Genomic DNA, 17,670 nt, shown 5'->3' with positions numbered 1-17,670 from the left:
AAAAGCCGTCTCATCACGAGACGGCTTCACTGCTTCACTTTTCCACAAAGAACATCGAGATCGCACCTAGACCGACGTGCGTCCCGACCGAGACACCCATCTGCATCAGATAAATCTCACCTTCGAAGTCCGATTCGGCTTGGATTTTCACTTTCAAGTTCTCAGCGATTTTCTGGTCCGATGTATAACCGATGATGATGAAGTTCGTGATGTCTTTGTCGTAGCGTTTAATGAACTCGTCCGTGTAGTGCTTGAGCACTTTCCGAGTTCCGCGTTCTTTGGCGACGATGGCACCTTTCCCGTTCTTCATGCTCATGATCGGCTTGACCATCAACAGCTTGCCGATGATCGCGCTCGCGTTCGAGATGCGGCCACTCTTGATCAAATGATCCAAGTCGTCGACCGACAAGAAGTGTTTCACTTTCATCTTATACGCCTCATTGAAGTCGACGAGTTCCTCGAACGTCGCACCCGCTTCACGCATCTGTGCGCTCTTCATAAGTAACCAACCGCTGCCGTGGCTCATCGAACGGGAATCGACGATATGAATCTTCACCGTCGAATCCGGATGCGCCTCTTCAAAATATTCTTTGCCGAGCACGGCCGATTGATACGAACCACTCGTCCCACTCGACATGCAGATACATAAAATTTCGTGATGGCCGGCCGTGACGGCATCTTCCATCAGCTTCAAAAACGTCGCCGGGCTCGGCATCGCCGTCGTCGGAAATTCCGGTAGCGCTTCCAACATTCCGTAAAACTCATCGGGCTGAATATCGACGCGGTCTTCATACGACTTATTGTTCATCGTGATGATGAGCGGAGCTACACCGATATCATATTTTGCTAAAATGTCGTCTGATAAATCGCAAGTTGAGTCGGCTAGTAATTTAATCATAGTATCCTCCAAATTGTCTCCTAAGGTGACGGGAATCGTCCTAGTTCACTACGTCGATTAAGACGTCAAGACAGGACACCTTTAGTGTACCAAATATAGAGGGTTTGATGTTTTTTTACTAGGCTCAATGTGCGACTTATTCATGTTTTTGAATCGATGTGCGAATTCGGGTCGTATACACTATAGGACTCACTATTCCTCACATGCAAAACAGCATGTAATGCTAACACTAAGCTTGTAGCCGTAAGGAGAAGACATGATGCAAAAACGACTTTCTTGGAAGCAGCTGAAATGGTTGGTTCCATTCCTATTGATTGGCCTGATTCTTTATCAGAGCGGGCAAGAACTACAAAACTTATCGCTCGCAGCCGCCTTCTCGGCGTTAGAAAAACTGACAGGATTCGAACAATCCAGCTTGATCCTTCTTGGCTTGCTCGCCGTCCTGACGATGACCGGATACGACTACTTTTTACTCCGCTCATTGAACGTTCATATCCCGGTCCATAAGCTGCTTCGTGCGGCTTGGATCACCAACTCGATGAACGGCATGCTCGGGTTCGGCGGCGTCATCGGCATCGCGCTCAGGACCTCGCTGTATCGTCCGTACACGGATACATTGCGACTGCTCCGGGCTATCGGTTGGATGACACCGACGCTGATCAGCGGACTGTCTCTACTGTCGATCGGGGTCCTCTCCGGCCTATTTCCGGCCACAATGCTGATATCAACGAAGCAGTGGATTTGGCCCATATTGCTGGCAACGCTAGCCGTCTTGCCACTTTACATCTATATGACCCGCAAACGATCGAACTTGAGCTGGTCGACGTTACTCGGCTACATCGCCACATCATTCGCGGAATGGGTGACAGCAGGACTCGTCGCCTTGTACGCCTTGTATCTCCTCGGCGGGGACGCCCCGGTTGCTAGTATGCTGGGCGTATTCATCGTCGCCACAATCGTTGGGGTCGTTTCACTCGTCCCAGGCGGAGCCGGCTCATTTGATCTATTGTATTTGGTCGGGATGACGCAGCTCGGCATCAACCAAGAGATTGTGTTGTCGTCCTTGATCGTCTATCGGTTCGTCTACTTCATCGTCCCGTTCATGATTGGTTTGTTTTTAGCCGCGATCGCCTTCGGGGACCAGGTCGTCAAACAAATCGAATACAAACCGATCATCGGCTCATCGTATGAAATCGGGACGGTCGTCTGGCGCACCGTGTTGCGGACACTCGCCAAGACCGGTCGGATCGCCGGCAGTCTGATCGCTTTGATGACGAGTCTCGTCCTCTGGTTTCAAACGCTGCTCCCGAGTGTGGCCCCGCTTTATGTGACAGCCCCTTGGATGCAATGGGTCGGGACGCTTTGTCTGTTCGTTGCCGGACTCCTGACGTTAGTGAGCACCTACGGCATGTATATCCGCACGAAACGGGTGCTGTGGATCACGGCTGTGTCGTTCTTCTTCGCGACGCTTGGTATATTCGCACGCGGGTTCAATTTGTTTGAAGCGTTGGTCGTGGTCGGATTTGCCTTGTTCGTTTGGCTGACCCGAAACCAGCACACGCGGTATCGCTCGATCCTGACCATCAGCCGCTTCTTCCGAAACGTGTTGTATGTCAGTCTATATGTCGGGACACATGCGATTTTGCTCCAGTCATTCAGTCAAAGCGACACGATTTTCTTTGAACCGGATCAAGCCGCCCTGTTAAGCGTGAGCGCTGTCATGATATCAGGCCTGCTATTGAGTGTCCTGTTTGTCTTGTTTAACCGTCTGAAACGTCCCCGTCTTGGTGAGGCGTTCGAACCGGTGCGCTTTGAACGGTTCCAGACGACGCATGCGACATCACACACGTTTGATTTGGCTTACATGAATGACAAGCGCGTCTATTATGGCCCTGATGACAACGCCTGCCTGCTGTTCGCGTTATCTGGTAATCACGCAATCGTTTTAGGAGACATACAAGGTGAGACGAGTGCCGCCTCCGAGCTGTTGATTCAGTTCATTGAGGCGACCGACCATCTCGGCTATGTCCCGTTGTTCTATCAAGCCACACCGAACTGGATGCCGCGCCTGCATGACGCTGGCTTCACGTTTTTCAAGCTTGGCGAAGAGGCGACGATCAATGTCGATACGTTCTCACTGACAGGTAAAAAGCGCGCGAACATGCGCTCCCTAAACAACCAGTTCATAAAAAAAGGCTTTACCGTGGACGTGATCACGCGACCGAACGAGGCGATCATCACCTCGTTAAAAGATATTTCCGAAGAATGGATCGGTAATCGCAGTGAGAAAGGCTTCTCGCTCGGATTTTTCAACGAGCAGTCCCTATCACATTATCCGACGGCGCTGCTGAAGGACGTCGATGGGCAAATTGTCGCCTTCATCACGCTGCTGCGCGGGCATGGTACCGTATCGATTGACTTAATGCGCTCGTGTTGTGACGCCCCGCCCGGCTCAATCGAAGTACTGATTCTTCACGTAATCGAGTGGGCGCGGGAGAATGAATATGCCGATGTCGGGCTCGGAGTCGCCCCACTCGCATCGGTCGGTGAGCATACGTTCGCTTACTGGCCCGAGCGGATCGCGGCGGACATCTTCGAGAACATCAGCTACATTTATCCGTTCAGTGGGTTAAGGCAATTTAAGAACAAGTTCAAACCGACGTGGGAAGGCCGCTACTTGGCGTTCCGGCAACGACGGACGCTCCTGCCTTCCTTGTTGCGCACGGCCCGGCTGATCAGTCGAAAAAACGTTCAATGACACGCGAAAGGAGCGCCTCGAAAATGTCGAGACGCTCCTTGTTTACATTATTTCGTTGTCACACTGACATTATCAATCGTCACATCGTGCGCACCGAGCGGTGAACCGTCCGTGCGTCCGAGCAAGAATTTCAATCCTGTCATATCGGTTTGACCCATCGTGAGCTCAAACTCATACGTTTTCGTCTCAGGTCCGACTTGAACGATTTGGCTCAAGTAACGCGTATACGCCGCGTTCTCGACCGTCACTTCCATGTTGCGCGCGACTGTCGAAGAAGCATCGAAACGGACGACGTACGTCTGTCCCTGGTGCAGTTCAAGACCGCCTTGCTCAAGCAAGACGCTCCAAGGTTCCTGTCCTTCTTGCCCGATCGAGATTTGAGCGGCTTCGTTCACCGCTTCAACCGCGGCTTGCGCATCGAAGTGCACGTAAGAGCCCCAATGTGTCAACCCGTCCGTGAACGATCCGTTCTTCAGCGGAGACGGGTCGATCGCGATCGGTGTCACATCGAACAGTTTGACGTCGTCAAGCTCAATTGAGCCTTTCGCCGAACCGAGTACGAACTGGAGCTGGCTCAACAGGTCCGTCGCTTGTCCCATCGTGAACGGGATCTCGATCGTTTCAAACTCGCGCGTCAACGCGACGTCTTGAAGCGGGAGATACGCGTTGCCGTCCGCTCCATTCAAACCGACTTGAAGTGCTTTGATGCGTTCCGCTCTCGCTTTAAAGCGCAACACGTAGTCATGACCTTCCGTCAGTTGAATCCCGTTTTGGACGAGCGTTGCCGGTTCGCCCTTTTTCGGGTTCGTCACGAACTTGAAGTGACGCAACTTCTCGTCAACTGTAGCCGTCCCTTTCGTTGCGCCCGGGTCGAACTGCCAGTATGTCAAGCGGTCCATCGCGCCTTGGTCAAACGTTCCGTTGTAGACCAAGTTCCCGTCGCCGAGCGCTGGTTTCGTCGCGTTCGGGTCAAGTGCTGCACGTTCGGCTTGTTCGACACGGACGTTCCCGATTTGAACGCCTGACGTGCTAAGTCCCATGTTGAACTCGAGACGCGCCGCGAGATCCGTGTCTTCCGTCATATCAAACGTCATCGAATATGTCTGTACGTCTGTCGTCAAATCGAATGAACCTTCATCCGAGTATTTCGCGTAACCGCGGTCTGGTCCGCCGCCGATTTTCACGGCGATCGAGCGGGCCGAATCGGCGCTCGCATCGAACGTCACTTTATAGTGTCCGCCTTTACCGAGCGAGACGTTTTGAATCAATTGGTGCGAATACGGCTGACTGCCGGCTTGAGTGATTGATACATCAGCAAAGCGTGAGCCTGCTTGTTCGATGACATCAACCGTCCCGACGCCGCCAAAGTCTGGCAAGGCCACATAGTTCCAGTACGTCGGGTTGAGCGCTTGCGAACCGTTCGTCACGGTCGTGATCGGCTCCGTGTAATCTTGGTCGTAGACGAGGTTTCCGTCTTCAGACGGTTGTTTCGCTCCGTCCGGCAATACGATTTCTTCGTCCGTATAGACTGGTTCGACTGCTTCACGGTAATCGCGGTTTTTCAAATCGAAGACACGAACGTAATCGACTTCCATCTCGGCCGGGAACGGTGTCGTCGCATCGACATCCCCGTCAAACCAACCGCCGACGGCCAAGTTCATCACGAGGTAGAAGTTTTGGTCAAACGGCGCTGGGTAGCTGTACTTCGTCGCCTGGTTCAACCCTTTCGAGTACCAGTCGTTTTGCGTCTGATAGAGCTCTCCATCAACGTACCAGCGCAACTCGCCAGGCTCCCACTCGACGGCATATGTATGCCATTGATTGATGCCGTCACCTTCTTCAAAGTGATAATCTTTGCCTGTATATTTGTTGTTCGGCCAGTTCTCGCCATAGTGAATCGTCCCAGCGACTTTGTCAGGCTGGCTGCCCCATGATTCCATGATGTCGATTTCGCCAGACGATGCCCAGGCACCGTACCGGTCTTGTTCCGGCAACATCCAAAACGCCGGCCACAAGCCTTTCCCTGTCGGTAGTTTTGCCCGCATCTCATAGCGACCGTATGTTTTACTGAACTTGCCTTTCGTCGTCAGCTTCGCCGAAGTAAAGTCATACGTCCCGAGTTCATCCATCGTTTGTTCCCGTTTGGCGCGGATGACGAGCTTGCCGTCTTTTACGAAAGCGTTTTCGTTTTTGTCCGTATAAAATTGCTTCTCATTGTTTCCCCAACCCGGTGCGACCGGATTACCGTCGTTATCTTTCAACCAGTTCCCCGTATCGAAATTCCATTTTGCCTGGTCGATCTCTTTCTTGCTGAACTCATCCGCCCAGACGAGCTTCCATTTCGTATTGTCTTTTTTCTCTGGCTTTTCGGCAGATGCGCCTTGTGCGGCTGACAAGACAAGTCCGGTACCGAGAGCAAGTGCTACCCATTTCTTCATCAAAATCCCTCCTTTGACATAAATGAAGGCAGACACACGAAAACCGTCCCTGCCTCAACTCTAAAGCTACGCACCAAATTGAAAGCGTTTTCCGAAAGCGCTTTCGTTAGTTCTATTATATTTTTTTCGTCTACCTAGATTCAACCATTTTCTTGAAGTGAAATGAAAATGAAAATGAAATAAAGAAAAAAAGAATCAACCTATGAATTAGGTCAATTCTTCGATGACTGTCCAATCTGAAATCGTGACTTTGAATCCAAGCGCCTCCGTATCCGGACTACAGGCGTACGGTCCGACGCGTAACGTCGACACGTCATGGAGATGGGCGATTCTTAGTTGTTCACGCCTGCCGTCCCCATATTCGAAGAACACCTCGACATCACCGTCTGTGTAGACGAGCTCGAACGTCAATGGTCCGTTCACTTCTTCGTTCGAAAAGTCCCGCGTCGACCAATCCGAGTAACCAAAGGACGTGACGACGGCCCCAAGGTGTGACGGTCCATCCGGGATATACTCGACCGACGTCTTGAGCCAATGGTCGTCATTCGCATACAACAAAATGCCGGCCTGGTCGTATGTATGGCTCGGCTTCATCTCAATCGTTGCCTGGCACGTGAAGCGCTTGGCCGATATGTCCTTCACCAAGGCGTGCGCCGTCATCCGGTTGAACCCATAATGGGTGTTCCGCCAAAAGTCGGTGTCGGCTTCTGTTTGGAAGGTGAGTCTCTCCTGTACGTCTGTTGCTCTCGGCTCATTGATCCACGTGTACTGCTGCCACATGATTGATCCCTCCCCATTGGCCTCGCATCGCGAACAGAAGTGGAATCATCGGTTCGTGATACGGAATAAATTCTCCTGACCGAATCATGTCGAGGATGGTCGTCTCGTCCGCCCACTGCACCGCCTGGACTTCTGATTCCTGGAGCGTCAAGCTATCGAGATCGACTTCCGTTTCGACGAGATAGATATCATCAAATCCTTCGTCGAAGTTGACCGTCAAATGCGGACGCGTGTTTGATAAGTCGAGTTTCAATCCAATCTCTTCTTCGAGTTCGCGCATCGCCGCCTGTTGACTCGTATCGCCAACCGTGGCACTGCCGCCGACCGTGATGTCCCACATGTTCGACCAGCCGTCTTTGAACGGTTGGCGCTGTTGAATCAACATCTGTCCTTGCTTGTTAAAGATACAGACGTGGATGACAAGATGGTAATCGCCATTCTCGAGACGATTGCCCCGCTGCCACGTCCGCCCTGTCTTTTCTCGGTCAACGTTATAGACGTCCCAAAACTCCATCGTTCCATCCCCTTTATGTGGCCGCACTCGCTGCCGCTTGATCTGATTTCACACAATCGATGGCGACGACGATCGAGATGAGCATGTGCTCCATCGTCTCATCGATCACTTGAATCTCATACGTGTCGCCCCATGACAACCATTTTTTCTGGACGCTGCCGATGACTTGCCCGTTCTGTGTCACCTCGAAGTCCATATCCCACCAGTCGCCATCGATTTCAATCCCTGCTGCGTCAATCGTATAACGCGGTTTGAAGAAGGTGAACTCTTTTGAGATCGTCATCGTCTCCTCACCCTCGACGTCGACGTAAAACTTCGGTAAGAAGCTGAATGTCTTTTTCGTAATGGTCGTGATCTCCCGCCCATCCTTGTCCGAGATGGTGAACGACTTCGGCAGCTTCATAAAGCTCCCTTCGACGAAATACATATCGTTTTCATCCGCGTCCTTGATCGTGAACCGTCCGCGCAAGCTGAAGACTTTCTGTTTCATGTAAAGCGTGTTCATCGTCATCCCTCCAATTTATGTCTGTTGTCCTCTATACGAGTATATACCCGACTATGGTTCATTTTTTCTGATGGAATGAATGTTCAGGCCGACACAACAGGGCGTATAATGAGATGAGGAGGTGAGAGATTGATTTCTGAAAAAGTAAAACAAGCTGTCGCTGAAACGATTCAACGTGAGACCGACGCTGATTTCATCTTGTTATTCGGGTCATTCGCCAAAGGAACAGATCGTGAGGATAGTGATGTCGATTTAGCATACTTCGGTCAGAAGCGACTCTCACCATATAATCGCTTTGCCTTGGCGAGCGAATTAGCGCTTCTATGCGGGCGAGACGTCGACTTGATCGATATCCGTGAAGTCGACACCGTCTTTGCCATGCAAATTTTCTCAGAGGGCGTTCCATTATCGATTCAAGATCAGAACGAATTTACGCGACAACAGATGAAAGCCTTTCGGATGTATGCCGAATTGAACGAACAACGAGACATCGTCTTGAAAGAAATCAAAGCTAGAGGAAGTGTATTCGATGAATGATGTTGTGTTGAACAAAGTGACGACAATCGAGCGCTGTCTTCAGCGAATCCATGACGTGTATGACGATAATCCAGATCACCTAAACGATTTCACGAAGCAAGACAGTATCATTCTCAACATCCAACGCGCCTGTGAAGCGAGTATCGATATCGCGATGTACCTAGTCAGTCAAAAGAAGTTGGGCGTACCCAAAGCGAGCCGGGACGGGTTCATCATGCTCGAGGAAGCAGGTATCATTGATAGTGCCTTAGCGAAGACGCTCATGAACATGGTCGGATTCCGTAATATCGCCGTCCACGACTACCAAGCACTCCAACTCGAAATTCTTGAAGCGATTCTCGAAAAGCACATCGATGATTTTAAAACGTTCACAAAAATCATTCTCCAATTAGATCTGTGACAGTCATGGGCGAACAAATCTCAATCGAACTAAATGTCGACTCTTTAACTTATGAAACTCAAATCGTCGGTGATATCTCCTTCATTATTGACTCTTATATATATTTCCCTGGCCAAGGATGGTCCGATTTTGTCGTCATCGTCTTGAAATGGTGGATTGACAGTTGTCGTGCCCTTTTATCCGCGCCACTACACGAAAAGTATTCATTCTCCTTTATGGACGGACGAGACGATGTGATTGCGAGAAAAGTGAACGCGACAGAGGCCGAACTCCTATACGTAGGCAGTGATACACGTCACGTGCTCATGGGAACTGTATTGATCGAAGAGCTGAAACAGGCCCTCATCAAAACGACATACCAGCTTCTCAACGCGATCGACCGGAACGGATGGGAGAATGAAGAGGCCGAGACGTTACGTCACGCCGTAAAATCACTTGAACGCATATAAAGAACGCCGCCTCGTTTCCGAGACGGCGTTTTTCAATTATCCATTCTTCATGCTGAACGAGTCAGCGAGCGTGAACGTGATGTCTTTCACGTCAAGGCCACCGAGTGCGAAATAGAGTTGCAAGTAGTTGTGTTGGTTCAAGAAGAACAGTTGCTTCGTCTGCGTCACCCATTCCCCGCCCGTTCCGTTAAACGTGAACGTCGGACCCGGGATGTTGTTCGCAAATAGCGTCACCGGCATCTGGGCGAGCTCTCCTGCTTCCGAACGGGCCGTGATTGTCACGTCGTACGTGCCCGTCTCATCGACCGATACGGCGAAGACGTGCGTGTTTCCCGTCGATGTGTCCGCATCAAGTAAGCTGACGCTCTCACCGTTCGCGAGATGCTGATACGTCACATCGAAATCAATCGCTTGTCCTGCTTCTTCGTTGAGTCCGATCACTTCGACTGAACCGTCATGAAGCCCTAGCAGACGCTCCATCGCCGGAGACTTAAAGACAAAGCGGCAAATGTTCGCCGCACTCCGCAACAGTTCCGCCCGCGTCAACGTACCGGCAGCGAGTGCCGCTCCCGTATTGTCGTCGAACGAGTTCGTATCCGGACGGTCGACGACCATGTACAAGTCGTTCTGCGACTGGACCATCGCCGCCGTGTTCTGACGGTTCGCCGGCTCATCTTCATGGTGGTTCACTTTCGCCCACCAGTCGGTCATGACGATGCCTTCAAAGCCCCACTCGTCGCGAAGGACACGTGTGTTCTGATCATATAGCCCGGCCGTCCAGACGCCGTTGACGGCACCGTACGTCGTCATGATCGACGTCGCCTTACCTTCTTTGACCGCCATCTCGAACCCTTTCAAATAAATCTCGCGCAACGCCCGTTCCGAGACGACCGAGTCGATGTCGTGGCGGTGCGCTTCTTGGTTGTTGGCGCTGAAGTGTTTGAGCGTACCGGTCACGCCGACGCGGTGCATCCCGTTCAACTGGGCGATCGCCATCTTGCCCGTCACGTGCGGATCTTCCGAGAAGTACTCGAAGTTCCGTCCGTTGAGCGGATTACGATGGATGTTCATCCCTGGTCCGAGCAACGTGTCGACGCGGTTTTTCCGCATCTCGAGTCCCGTCATCTCGAACAGGTCTTCGATCAACGCCACGTTGAAGCTTGACGCCAACAGCGTCCCGTTCGGCAACGCAAACGCCTTCGTGCCGATGTCCATCCGGATACCAGACGGACCGTCCGCGCAACAAGCGGCCGGAATGTCGAGCTCGTTCAAACGGTCCGACACGCCGCCGAACGCGGCGGCCGTCCCTGGTGTCACGCGGGGTGAGTTCATACCTTGTCCGCGGACGATGCAGGCGAGGTCCTCATCCGTCAACTGGTCGAGGAACGTCTCAAGCTCGGCTTTCCCGTGATAGACGTCCGTCAGCTTCAAGCCGTTGTCGCTTGTCTGATGGCGCTGCATCGGACGTTCGGCGAGATAACGTGCCTCAACGTCAACCTGGCGCAGCGGTGTTGCTTCGTAGCTGACTTCATATCCTTGGCCGCTTGCGACCGGCTTGATGCGGTCAAACGGTGTGACCGGCGCCATGTTCTCGCTGAGCGTCTCGACGACTTGTAGTTCGGCGAGCTCATAGTCGAAGACCGCGACGGCTGAACGTACGTCCGTCCCAGCATGAATCCGGTACGTCCCGGCTTCTAAGACAAAGCTCGATGCGTGTCCGGTGACGCCACGATCGTCATAGCTCGCAAAGTCCGTGACCGGGACGGAGAATTCGAGCGTTTGCCGCTCTCCTGGTGCAAGCAGACCTGTCTTATCGAACGCGACGAGGGCGCGCGCCGGGTTACCGAGGACGCCTTGCGGCTTCTCGACATACAACTGGACGACCTCTTTCCCTTCAACTGCCCCGGTGTTCGTCACCGCGACGTTGATCGTAATCAAACCGTTCTGTTCGCTCGCTTCAACGACTTCCGTGCTGAAACTTGTGTACGACAACCCGAAACCGAATGGATAGAGCACCTCGTCTTTCGCGAACGTCTCGAAATAGCGATAGCCGACATAAATATCTTCTTGATAAATTCCTTTGTCGGCGTGACCAAAGTTTTTCGTCGACGGATAGTCGTCAATCGACCGGGCGATCGTGTCTGTCAACTTGCCGGACGGACTGACTTTGCCTGTGAGTACATCGACGAGCCCGGTCCCACCTTCTAATCCCCCTTGCCATGCGTAAAGAATCGCGCTCGGCTCATAGTCCGTCGCCCACTTCATATCGATGATGTTGCCGACGTTCAAGACGACGGCCGTCTTCGTAAACGCCTTCGACACTTTCTCGATCAACTCGTTCTCGATCTCGGTCAACAAGTAGCTGCCCGGGTCGGCCGTGTTGTCACGGTCCTCACCCGCCGTACGCCCGATCATGATGAGCGCCATATCCGACTTGGCTGCCGCTTCCGCGACGAGCGCGTCCGTGACGGCCATCTCCGGCTGTGACCACGGTTCGCCGGCCCAGCCGACACCTTTGTCGAACGGGTTTTCTTCGACCCACGCCTCATACGTCTGAAGGAGCGACTCGTTCAGCTGGATGCCTTCACTCGCTTGGAGCGCCTCGAGCGGACTCGTCACGTGGGAGACGTTGACCATCCCTCCTGAGCCGGTCCCGCTCTTATAGTAGTTGAATTGGCTGCGACCGAACACGGACACGGTCGTCCCCGCCTGGATCGGCAGCGTCTGTTCGTTCTTTAAGAGGACAGCCCCTTCGGCGACCGCCGTTCGCGCCAGTTGTTTATACGTATCCCAGTTCAATGTGTAATGTTTCATGTGGTCAGCTCCTTCATTTCGTTTGCGATTTCGTTCATGCAGTCTTCAGCTTGCGGATAGTCCCCGATTTTATCGATGAAGGCGTGGTCCATCCCTCGGTATTGGATCAGTCTCGTCTTCACGCCGTCGCGCGCGAGTTTCCGCGCATACGCCTCGCCTTCTAAGCGCAAATAATCGTACTCCGCCGTCATGATAAGCGTGGGCGGGAGGTTCTTCAAGTCGTCCGCCAACAAGGGCGATACGAGCGGATGCGTCACGTCGGTCGCACCTTGTAAATAAATGTTGTTGAACATCGAATCCGCGTCGCTGAGCGCTAGCACCATCCCGCGAATCAAGTCGTGATGATGTCGGATATCGTATTGTGCGATGTCCCATGCGTAATCATCTGTCGGGACCGAACCTAAATTGACGACCGGATAGATGAGTGCCTGGAAGCTGATCATGCTCGTCTGTTGCGCACGATCGAGTAAACAGCAGCCGGTCGCCAAATTTCCCCCGGCACTGTCGCCCGCGACGGCGATATTGTCTCGCAACACCCCGAGCTCATCGGCCTGGTCGTATACCCATTTGATCGCTTGAAAGCAATCATGTAAGCCAGCCGGGAACGGATGCTCCGGCGCGAGCCGATAGTCGACCGAGACGACGACCGCGTTCGCTTTCTCAGCGAGCGCTTTGCACGGGTTCTCGACCGTATCGAGTGTCCCGCCAAAGAAGCCGCCGCCATGGAAGAACAGGACGGCCGGTAACGGCTCGTCTGACTCGGGCCGATAGAGTCGGGCCGGGATGTCGCCTTCAAGACTTGGAATCGAGATTGATTCCGTCGTGATCGGACGTGTCGTCACGTCACGGTTCGGCCAGCCCATACTTGCGCGGACGGCCTCAAGGTCAAACGGTGCCGGTGTCTCATCGCCCGTTACGTGTTGATTTTTGTTCGCCAACACACGCGGGTCGAGGTCGCCTTGTTTGTTTAAGTCCGGGATCGGTTTGATTGTCGTCTCGACGCCATCAATCGTCTCACGAATATGTACTGCACTTAACTCGTCAACTAACCGTTCGTATGAGTTACTTTGAGTCGACATGAACTGAATGCTCCTTTCTCAATCACCGCTACCTTGCTGATGACAACTTTACCTGTTGACTTAAATCTTACTTTTTCAGACACGGCTTCAAATTCGACAGTATCATCGGTGAAGTGTTGACGTAACTAGCGTTAGACGGTAAAAGTCAGTTCGACCTCTCCCCCTTCGCTCTCGCTCGATTTCACGGATGAACGACGAACCGCTCCCTTTCGTGTATAATGAGACGTAAACTAAATTGCTAATGAAAATTTCTACAACAGAAGTTTCTTACACGAAAACGAGGTAAACATATGAATCAACCAAACTTTGCGGACTACCGCTTAAGTGAAGACATCCAACGCGCACTCGGTATCATGAAGTACGTGGCACCGACAGAAGTGCAACAGAAAGTCATCCCGCTCGCACTTGAGCACCAAGATTTAGTCGTCAAAGCACAGACCGGAAGCGGCAAGACGGCCGCATTCGGCATTCCTATCACTGAAATGATCGCGTGGGAAGAAAACAAACCACAAGTGTTAATTCTCACACCGACACGCGAGCTCGCCGTCCAAGTCCGGGAAGACATGACGAACATCGGCCGCTTCAAACGAATCAAGGCGACTGCCGTTTACGGGAAAGAACCGTTCTCAAAACAACGTGAAGACTTGAAACAGAAGACGCATATCGTCGTCGGGACACCGGGACGCGTCATGGACCATATCGAACGCGAAACGCTCGTCTTGGACCAGATCAAGTACTTGATCATCGATGAGGCGGACGAGATGTTGAACCGCGGCTTCCTCGCCGACGTCGAAGCCATCATTCAAAAGCTACCGACCGACCGCGTGACGATGGTGTTCTCGGCCACGTTCCCGAACGATATCGAGCGTCTGTGTAAACAACACATGAACGAGCCGACCCGCATCTCGATCGAGTCTGCTGGCGTCACGGCCTCGACGATCGAGCACGGCTTGATCGAAGTCCGCAATGAAGACAAGTTGTCGGTGTTACAAGACATCACTGTCGTCGAAAATCCTGACAGCTGTCTCATCTTCTGCCGGACGAAAGAACATGTCGACACCGTGTACAGCGAGCTCGATAAGGCCGGCTATTCTTGTGAACGGCTCCACGGTGGACTCGAGCAAGAAGACCGGTTCGCCGTCATGGAAGGGTTCAAGACGGGCAACTTCCGTTACCTCGTCGCGACAGACGTCGCAGCACGCGGCATCGATATCGATAACGTCAATCTCGTCATCAACTACGACGTCCCGATGGAAAAAGAGAGCTACGTGCACCGGACCGGACGGACAGGCCGCGCCGGTAACAAAGGGAAAGCCCTTACGCTCGCGACTCCTTATGAAGGTAAATTCGTTCGCGCCATCGAAGCGTTCATCAAGTTCGAGATCCCGACGATGGACGCCCCGACCGAAGCACAAGTCGCTCGCGGCAAAGCGGCGTTCGAAGAGAAGTTGAGCGGTCGACGCGTCGTCCGTAACAACAAGACGGCCCGCATCAACCAAGACATCCTGAAGCTTCACTTCAGCGGCGGGAAGAAGAAAAAACTTCGTGCCATCGACTTCGTCGGTACGATCGCCAAAATCCCAGGTGTGACAGTCGAAGACATCGGCATCATCACGATCACCGATCAGATGACGTACGTCGACATCTTGAACGGGAAAGGCTCACTCGTCCTTCAGGCGATGGAGTCGACACCGATCAAAGGCAAAAAGCTAAAAGTAAGTAAAGCACATAAATAACCAATCCAGGTCTCGGAGAGTTTGATCTCTCCGAGCCTTTTTTGTGTTTTGACCACGTTATCGAAAGCGCTTTCGAAAAACCGTAAAAAAATAATGTTTTCGAGAGAACGCTTTCAACAGAATCATACCGATAACACGTCTTGAATTCAACCTTCCTCACCTGATTGTCAAAAAAAGGCTCAGGCAATGTCGCCTGAGCCTTCATCTCTCACTCTAAAAATTTCAACTCTGTATTGTTTCGCGCACGATATCCGGTCACTTCTACCTTGCATACAGAGCACAGCCAGCGTGCGAATCACCGTTCACCATTTCCCGTGAAATACATAACATCGTAAAGAGAACAATCGCTGCGAGCACATGCTCAATCAGCTCTGTCGGGTGCAACGGATTTCGTCCAGCCGAGATGAATTAGTCGAACAGTTCTTCCGAGATCAACTTGAATCCTTCGATTTCCGTATCCTCTTCCAATTCGATTAACAGACATCGTTTGCCTTTCACGTTCACTTGCTTCACGTATTTCAAATCTTGCGGGCTGATCGTGATATTCGCGACTTTCGTGTTGATTTTAATCGACTTCGACGTATACTTCGGGACGACGCTGCTCGCCTTCATCTCGTATTGCGTATCATCGACGACTTGTTTGAACGCCTGCTCGACTTTCTCCGTCGTCACGTCCTCGACGCCACTCGCTTTCAACACGACCTCGACCGCTCGTGCGTCAAGCATCGGGACCGTCTCGTCCTCGTCCTCACGCTCTTCTTCCGCGACGATCAAATAATTGATCTCTTCATAGACGGTGGCGAGCGTCGCCAAGTTGACTTCTTCCCCGATGACGGCTTTGACGACTTCTTCGAACATCGCTTTCTCTTCAACCGCCGTCACGATTTCTGTGCCATTCAACACGTGCTCGATAAAACCGAAGTCCGGTTGATGCGCCTTCTGGGCCGCATACAGGACATGGTTGACGTCGGCCGCGTTGTCCGTGAAACACGGGAACAAGAAGCCGCCGACGGGTGCGTCGAGTTTGATGACAGGATTGATGAAGACGTTCGATTTGTACTCACGCTCGATAAAGTCGAACACGAGCGACTGTTTCGGCAGTTCGGTCTGGTTGATGCTGCCGAGGATGAACCGTGACGTGTACACCTCGTCGCGCATATCGATTTCCGTCTCTTCAGAATGACGCCGCGTCGGTTTATTGTATTGGAAACGAATGAACGTGACGACGACATCTTTCTCGAACGGGGCGTCTTGAACCATCTTCAACGCGATTTTCTGCATCGAGGCGGCCCAGTCCTCTAAGTCTTCTGTCTGCAGTCCTTTGTACAATAGCGTCTGCGTATGGTCGGTCTGACCCGCTTCCGGGTGCTCGAACTTCACTTCAAACAGCTTCTCGTCGAGCTTGCCGCCGAGTACTTTCTTAAAACTCGTCAAAAATAGCTCTTGGTGCTCTTGCTCCAAAAACGGGAACGACCGCATCTCTTCGTGGAAGATCTCGTTGCTGTCTTGCCGGATGTAAATATTATAAATTTCAGCGATTTTGACCGCTTCCGCATTCAACTTGAAATGCTTGCGGATTGCCGCGATGTCTTTTTGATTCATCTGTTCCAACTCCTTCGTTCTTGACTACAAACCGACTTCATTATACCAATAGTTGTTGCTCACGCGTATGTCAGTAGTTCTAAAGCCGGGACGTCTGATGTCATGTCTCATGTCCCTGACCTCAACTTCTCTAATCTTTTGATTCATTTTCGTAAATTTCAATCTTTCAGCTGACTCTGCCGTGTATATTCGATGTGCATCCAGAAATTATAGATGCGAGTCGTACAGTCGTCATACATAATAGGAGGCACAAACATGTTGAAAAAATGCATCAGTTCTTTGTTCGCCATCGTTTTAATCGTCACGTCGCTCCACTTAACCACACCTACCGCTTCGGCGCTCCCACCTGGTATCCCGTCGAAATCGAGCGCCCTCACAAAGCTGAACGCGTTGACGGTCAAGACTGAAGGTGCGATGACCGGTTATAGCCGTGACTTGTTCCCGCATTGGAGCGGTCAAGGCAACGGTTGTGACACCCGTCAAATCGTCTTGAAACGCGACGCGGACTCATACGTCGGCGACTGCCCGGTCACGTCAGGGTCATGGTACAGTTACTACGATGGTGTCACATTCACGTCGCCATCTAGCCTCGACGTCGACCACGTCGTACCTTTGGCTGAAGCATGGCGTTCAGGCGCGAACAGTTGGACGACGACGAAACGCCAAAGTTTCGCCAACGATTTAACTGGCCCGCAACTGATTGCCGTCTCAGCCAGCTCGAACCGCTCAAAAGGTGACCAAGACCCGTCAACATGGCAGCCGACACGGACCGGGGCTCGTTGTGCTTATGCGAAGATGTGGGTCGAGACGAAGAGCCGTTGGGGACTGAGCCTCCAGTCATCAGAGAAAGCGGCCCTTCAAACCGCCATCAACGCTTGCATTTACTGATTCAGAAAGGAGTCTGCTATGCATCAACATTCCTCTACATTCAAAGCCTCACATGGCGTTATGACTGAAGAAGTCGGCGTCATTAGCGGAGAGCTCGAACTGAAGACGACGTGTCAAGAAGACGGCACGCTCGAACTCACCATCACTTACGTCGGGGCGGCTGAGTGGTATACACTGCCCGGACACGACTACAAGCTACATGATGTGCGCGACCATGACGTCGTGCATCAGTTACTCGTCAACGTACTCACACGTGATTAACGAAACAGAGC

The 17,670-nt window shown here is 52.2% G+C and carries 15 protein-coding genes; 7 read left to right on the top strand and 8 right to left on the bottom strand.

Going from position 1 to position 17,670, the window contains the following annotated elements; translation table 11 throughout:
- Positions 1 to 34: 34 nt before the first annotated feature.
- Positions 35 to 898: a DegV family protein gene (locus EVJ20_RS09405; RefSeq protein ID WP_071398712.1), complete on the bottom strand. Its 864-nt coding sequence runs from the start codon at positions 896 to 898 to the stop codon at positions 35 to 37.
- A 259-nt stretch (positions 899 to 1,157) separates the two neighbouring features.
- On the opposite strand from EVJ20_RS09405, the gene mprF reads away from it, so the two are divergent.
- Positions 1,158 to 3,656: a bifunctional lysylphosphatidylglycerol flippase/synthetase MprF gene (gene mprF, locus EVJ20_RS09400; RefSeq protein ID WP_236636360.1), complete on the top strand. Its 2,499-nt coding sequence runs from the start codon at positions 1,158 to 1,160 to the stop codon at positions 3,654 to 3,656.
- 47 nt (positions 3,657 to 3,703) lie between these two features.
- Here mprF and EVJ20_RS09395 read toward each other — a convergent pair whose 3' ends face one another.
- From EVJ20_RS09395 to EVJ20_RS09380, 4 genes are all read right to left on the bottom strand, one after another.
- Positions 3,704 to 6,094, bottom strand: a complete 2,391-nt coding sequence (locus EVJ20_RS09395; RefSeq protein WP_201740021.1) for a carbohydrate binding domain-containing protein — start codon at positions 6,092 to 6,094, stop codon at positions 3,704 to 3,706.
- A 207-nt stretch (positions 6,095 to 6,301) separates the two neighbouring features.
- Positions 6,302 to 6,874, bottom strand: a complete 573-nt coding sequence (locus EVJ20_RS09390) for a DUF1349 domain-containing protein (RefSeq protein WP_131466066.1) — start codon at positions 6,872 to 6,874, stop codon at positions 6,302 to 6,304.
- Positions 6,846 to 7,388: an NUDIX hydrolase gene (locus EVJ20_RS09385; protein WP_131508010.1), complete on the bottom strand. Its 543-nt coding sequence runs from the start codon at positions 7,386 to 7,388 to the stop codon at positions 6,846 to 6,848. The genes EVJ20_RS09390 and EVJ20_RS09385 overlap by 29 nt, the downstream gene beginning before the upstream one ends.
- Before the next feature lie 13 nt (positions 7,389 to 7,401).
- Entirely contained in the window at positions 7,402 to 7,893 is a 492-nt protein-coding gene (locus EVJ20_RS09380) for an LURP-one-related/scramblase family protein (protein ID WP_070327992.1), read from the bottom strand.
- A gap of 129 nt (positions 7,894 to 8,022) precedes the next feature.
- Between EVJ20_RS09380 and mntA the strand changes: the two genes are divergently transcribed.
- The 3 genes from mntA to EVJ20_RS15295 all read left to right on the top strand — a co-directional run bounded on the left by mntA (position 8,023) and on the right by EVJ20_RS15295 (position 9,279).
- Entirely contained in the window at positions 8,023 to 8,430 is a 408-nt protein-coding gene (mntA, locus tag EVJ20_RS09375) for a type VII toxin-antitoxin system MntA family adenylyltransferase antitoxin (protein WP_070327991.1), read from the top strand.
- Positions 8,423 to 8,830, top strand: a complete 408-nt coding sequence (hepT, locus tag EVJ20_RS09370; protein WP_070327990.1) for a type VII toxin-antitoxin system HepT family RNase toxin — start codon at positions 8,423 to 8,425, stop codon at positions 8,828 to 8,830. Before mntA ends, hepT begins: the two co-directional genes overlap by 8 nt.
- Before the next feature lie 233 nt (positions 8,831 to 9,063).
- Positions 9,064 to 9,279, top strand: coding sequence for a hypothetical protein (locus EVJ20_RS15295; RefSeq protein WP_236633790.1), 216 nt, complete (start codon positions 9,064 to 9,066; stop codon positions 9,277 to 9,279).
- Between the two features lie 36 nt (positions 9,280 to 9,315).
- On the opposite strand, the gene EVJ20_RS09360 is transcribed toward EVJ20_RS15295, so the two are convergent.
- Complete coding sequence (locus EVJ20_RS09360; protein ID WP_131508008.1) at positions 9,316 to 12,093, bottom strand: glycoside hydrolase family 3 C-terminal domain-containing protein; 2,778 nt, start codon at positions 12,091 to 12,093, stop codon at positions 9,316 to 9,318.
- The gene (locus EVJ20_RS09355) at positions 12,090 to 13,172 is read right to left on the bottom strand and encodes an alpha/beta hydrolase (RefSeq protein WP_201740020.1); all 1,083 of its coding nucleotides are present in this window, start codon (positions 13,170 to 13,172) and stop codon (positions 12,090 to 12,092) included. The genes EVJ20_RS09360 and EVJ20_RS09355 overlap by 4 nt, the downstream gene beginning before the upstream one ends.
- A 290-nt stretch (positions 13,173 to 13,462) precedes the next feature.
- Here EVJ20_RS09355 and EVJ20_RS09350 point away from each other — a divergent pair, with 290 nt between their 5' ends.
- Positions 13,463 to 14,908, top strand: a complete 1,446-nt coding sequence (locus EVJ20_RS09350) for a DEAD/DEAH box helicase (protein WP_131466058.1) — start codon at positions 13,463 to 13,465, stop codon at positions 14,906 to 14,908.
- A gap of 408 nt (positions 14,909 to 15,316) precedes the next feature.
- Here EVJ20_RS09350 and EVJ20_RS09345 read toward each other — a convergent pair whose 3' ends face one another.
- Entirely contained in the window at positions 15,317 to 16,510 is a 1,194-nt protein-coding gene (locus EVJ20_RS09345) for a DUF4317 domain-containing protein (RefSeq protein ID WP_131457794.1), read from the bottom strand.
- A 255-nt stretch (positions 16,511 to 16,765) separates the two neighbouring features.
- Here EVJ20_RS09345 and EVJ20_RS09340 point away from each other — a divergent pair, with 255 nt between their 5' ends.
- Both EVJ20_RS09340 and EVJ20_RS09335 read left to right on the top strand, forming a co-directional pair.
- A complete protein-coding gene (locus EVJ20_RS09340) occupies positions 16,766 to 17,398 on the top strand; it encodes an HNH endonuclease family protein (protein WP_016509106.1) in 633 nt (210 codons plus the stop codon).
- Between the two features lie 18 nt (positions 17,399 to 17,416).
- A complete protein-coding gene (locus EVJ20_RS09335; RefSeq protein ID WP_131466052.1) occupies positions 17,417 to 17,659 on the top strand; it encodes a hypothetical protein in 243 nt (80 codons plus the stop codon).
- Positions 17,660 to 17,670: the final 11 nt, after the last annotated feature.

This window comes from Exiguobacterium sp. SH0S1 (assembly GCF_004337165.1).
In the GTDB taxonomy this organism is placed as follows: domain Bacteria; phylum Bacillota; class Bacilli; order Exiguobacteriales; family Exiguobacteriaceae; genus Exiguobacterium; species Exiguobacterium aurantiacum_A.
This window is presented reverse-complemented; position numbering and strand designations above follow the sequence as displayed.

Excerpts from the sequence above, each read along its gene's own strand:
- EVJ20_RS09340 (WP_016509106.1), top strand. The coding sequence starts at position 16,766 with ATGTTGAAAAAATGCATCAGTTCTTTGTTCGCCATCGTTTTAATCGTC.
- EVJ20_RS09405 (WP_071398712.1), bottom strand. The coding sequence starts at position 898 with ATGATTAAATTACTAGCCGACTCAACTTGCGATTTATCAGACGACATT.
- EVJ20_RS09395 (WP_201740021.1), bottom strand. The coding sequence starts at position 6,094 with ATGAAGAAATGGGTAGCACTTGCTCTCGGTACCGGACTTGTCTTGTCA.
- EVJ20_RS09335 (WP_131466052.1), top strand. The coding sequence starts at position 17,417 with ATGCATCAACATTCCTCTACATTCAAAGCCTCACATGGCGTTATGACT.
- EVJ20_RS09345 (WP_131457794.1), bottom strand. The coding sequence starts at position 16,510 with ATGAATCAAAAAGACATCGCGGCAATCCGCAAGCATTTCAAGTTGAAT.
- EVJ20_RS09350 (WP_131466058.1), top strand. The coding sequence starts at position 13,463 with ATGAATCAACCAAACTTTGCGGACTACCGCTTAAGTGAAGACATCCAA.
- EVJ20_RS09360 (WP_131508008.1), bottom strand. The coding sequence starts at position 12,093 with ATGAAACATTACACATTGAACTGGGATACGTATAAACAACTGGCGCGA.
- hepT (WP_070327990.1), top strand. The coding sequence starts at position 8,423 with ATGAATGATGTTGTGTTGAACAAAGTGACGACAATCGAGCGCTGTCTT.
- EVJ20_RS09355 (WP_201740020.1), bottom strand. The coding sequence starts at position 13,172 with ATGTCGACTCAAAGTAACTCATACGAACGGTTAGTTGACGAGTTAAGT.
- mprF (WP_236636360.1), top strand. The coding sequence starts at position 1,158 with ATGCAAAAACGACTTTCTTGGAAGCAGCTGAAATGGTTGGTTCCATTC.
- EVJ20_RS09390 (WP_131466066.1), bottom strand. The coding sequence starts at position 6,874 with ATGTGGCAGCAGTACACGTGGATCAATGAGCCGAGAGCAACAGACGTA.
- EVJ20_RS09385 (WP_131508010.1), bottom strand. The coding sequence starts at position 7,388 with ATGGAGTTTTGGGACGTCTATAACGTTGACCGAGAAAAGACAGGGCGG.
- EVJ20_RS09380 (WP_070327992.1), bottom strand. The coding sequence starts at position 7,893 with ATGAACACGCTTTACATGAAACAGAAAGTCTTCAGCTTGCGCGGACGG.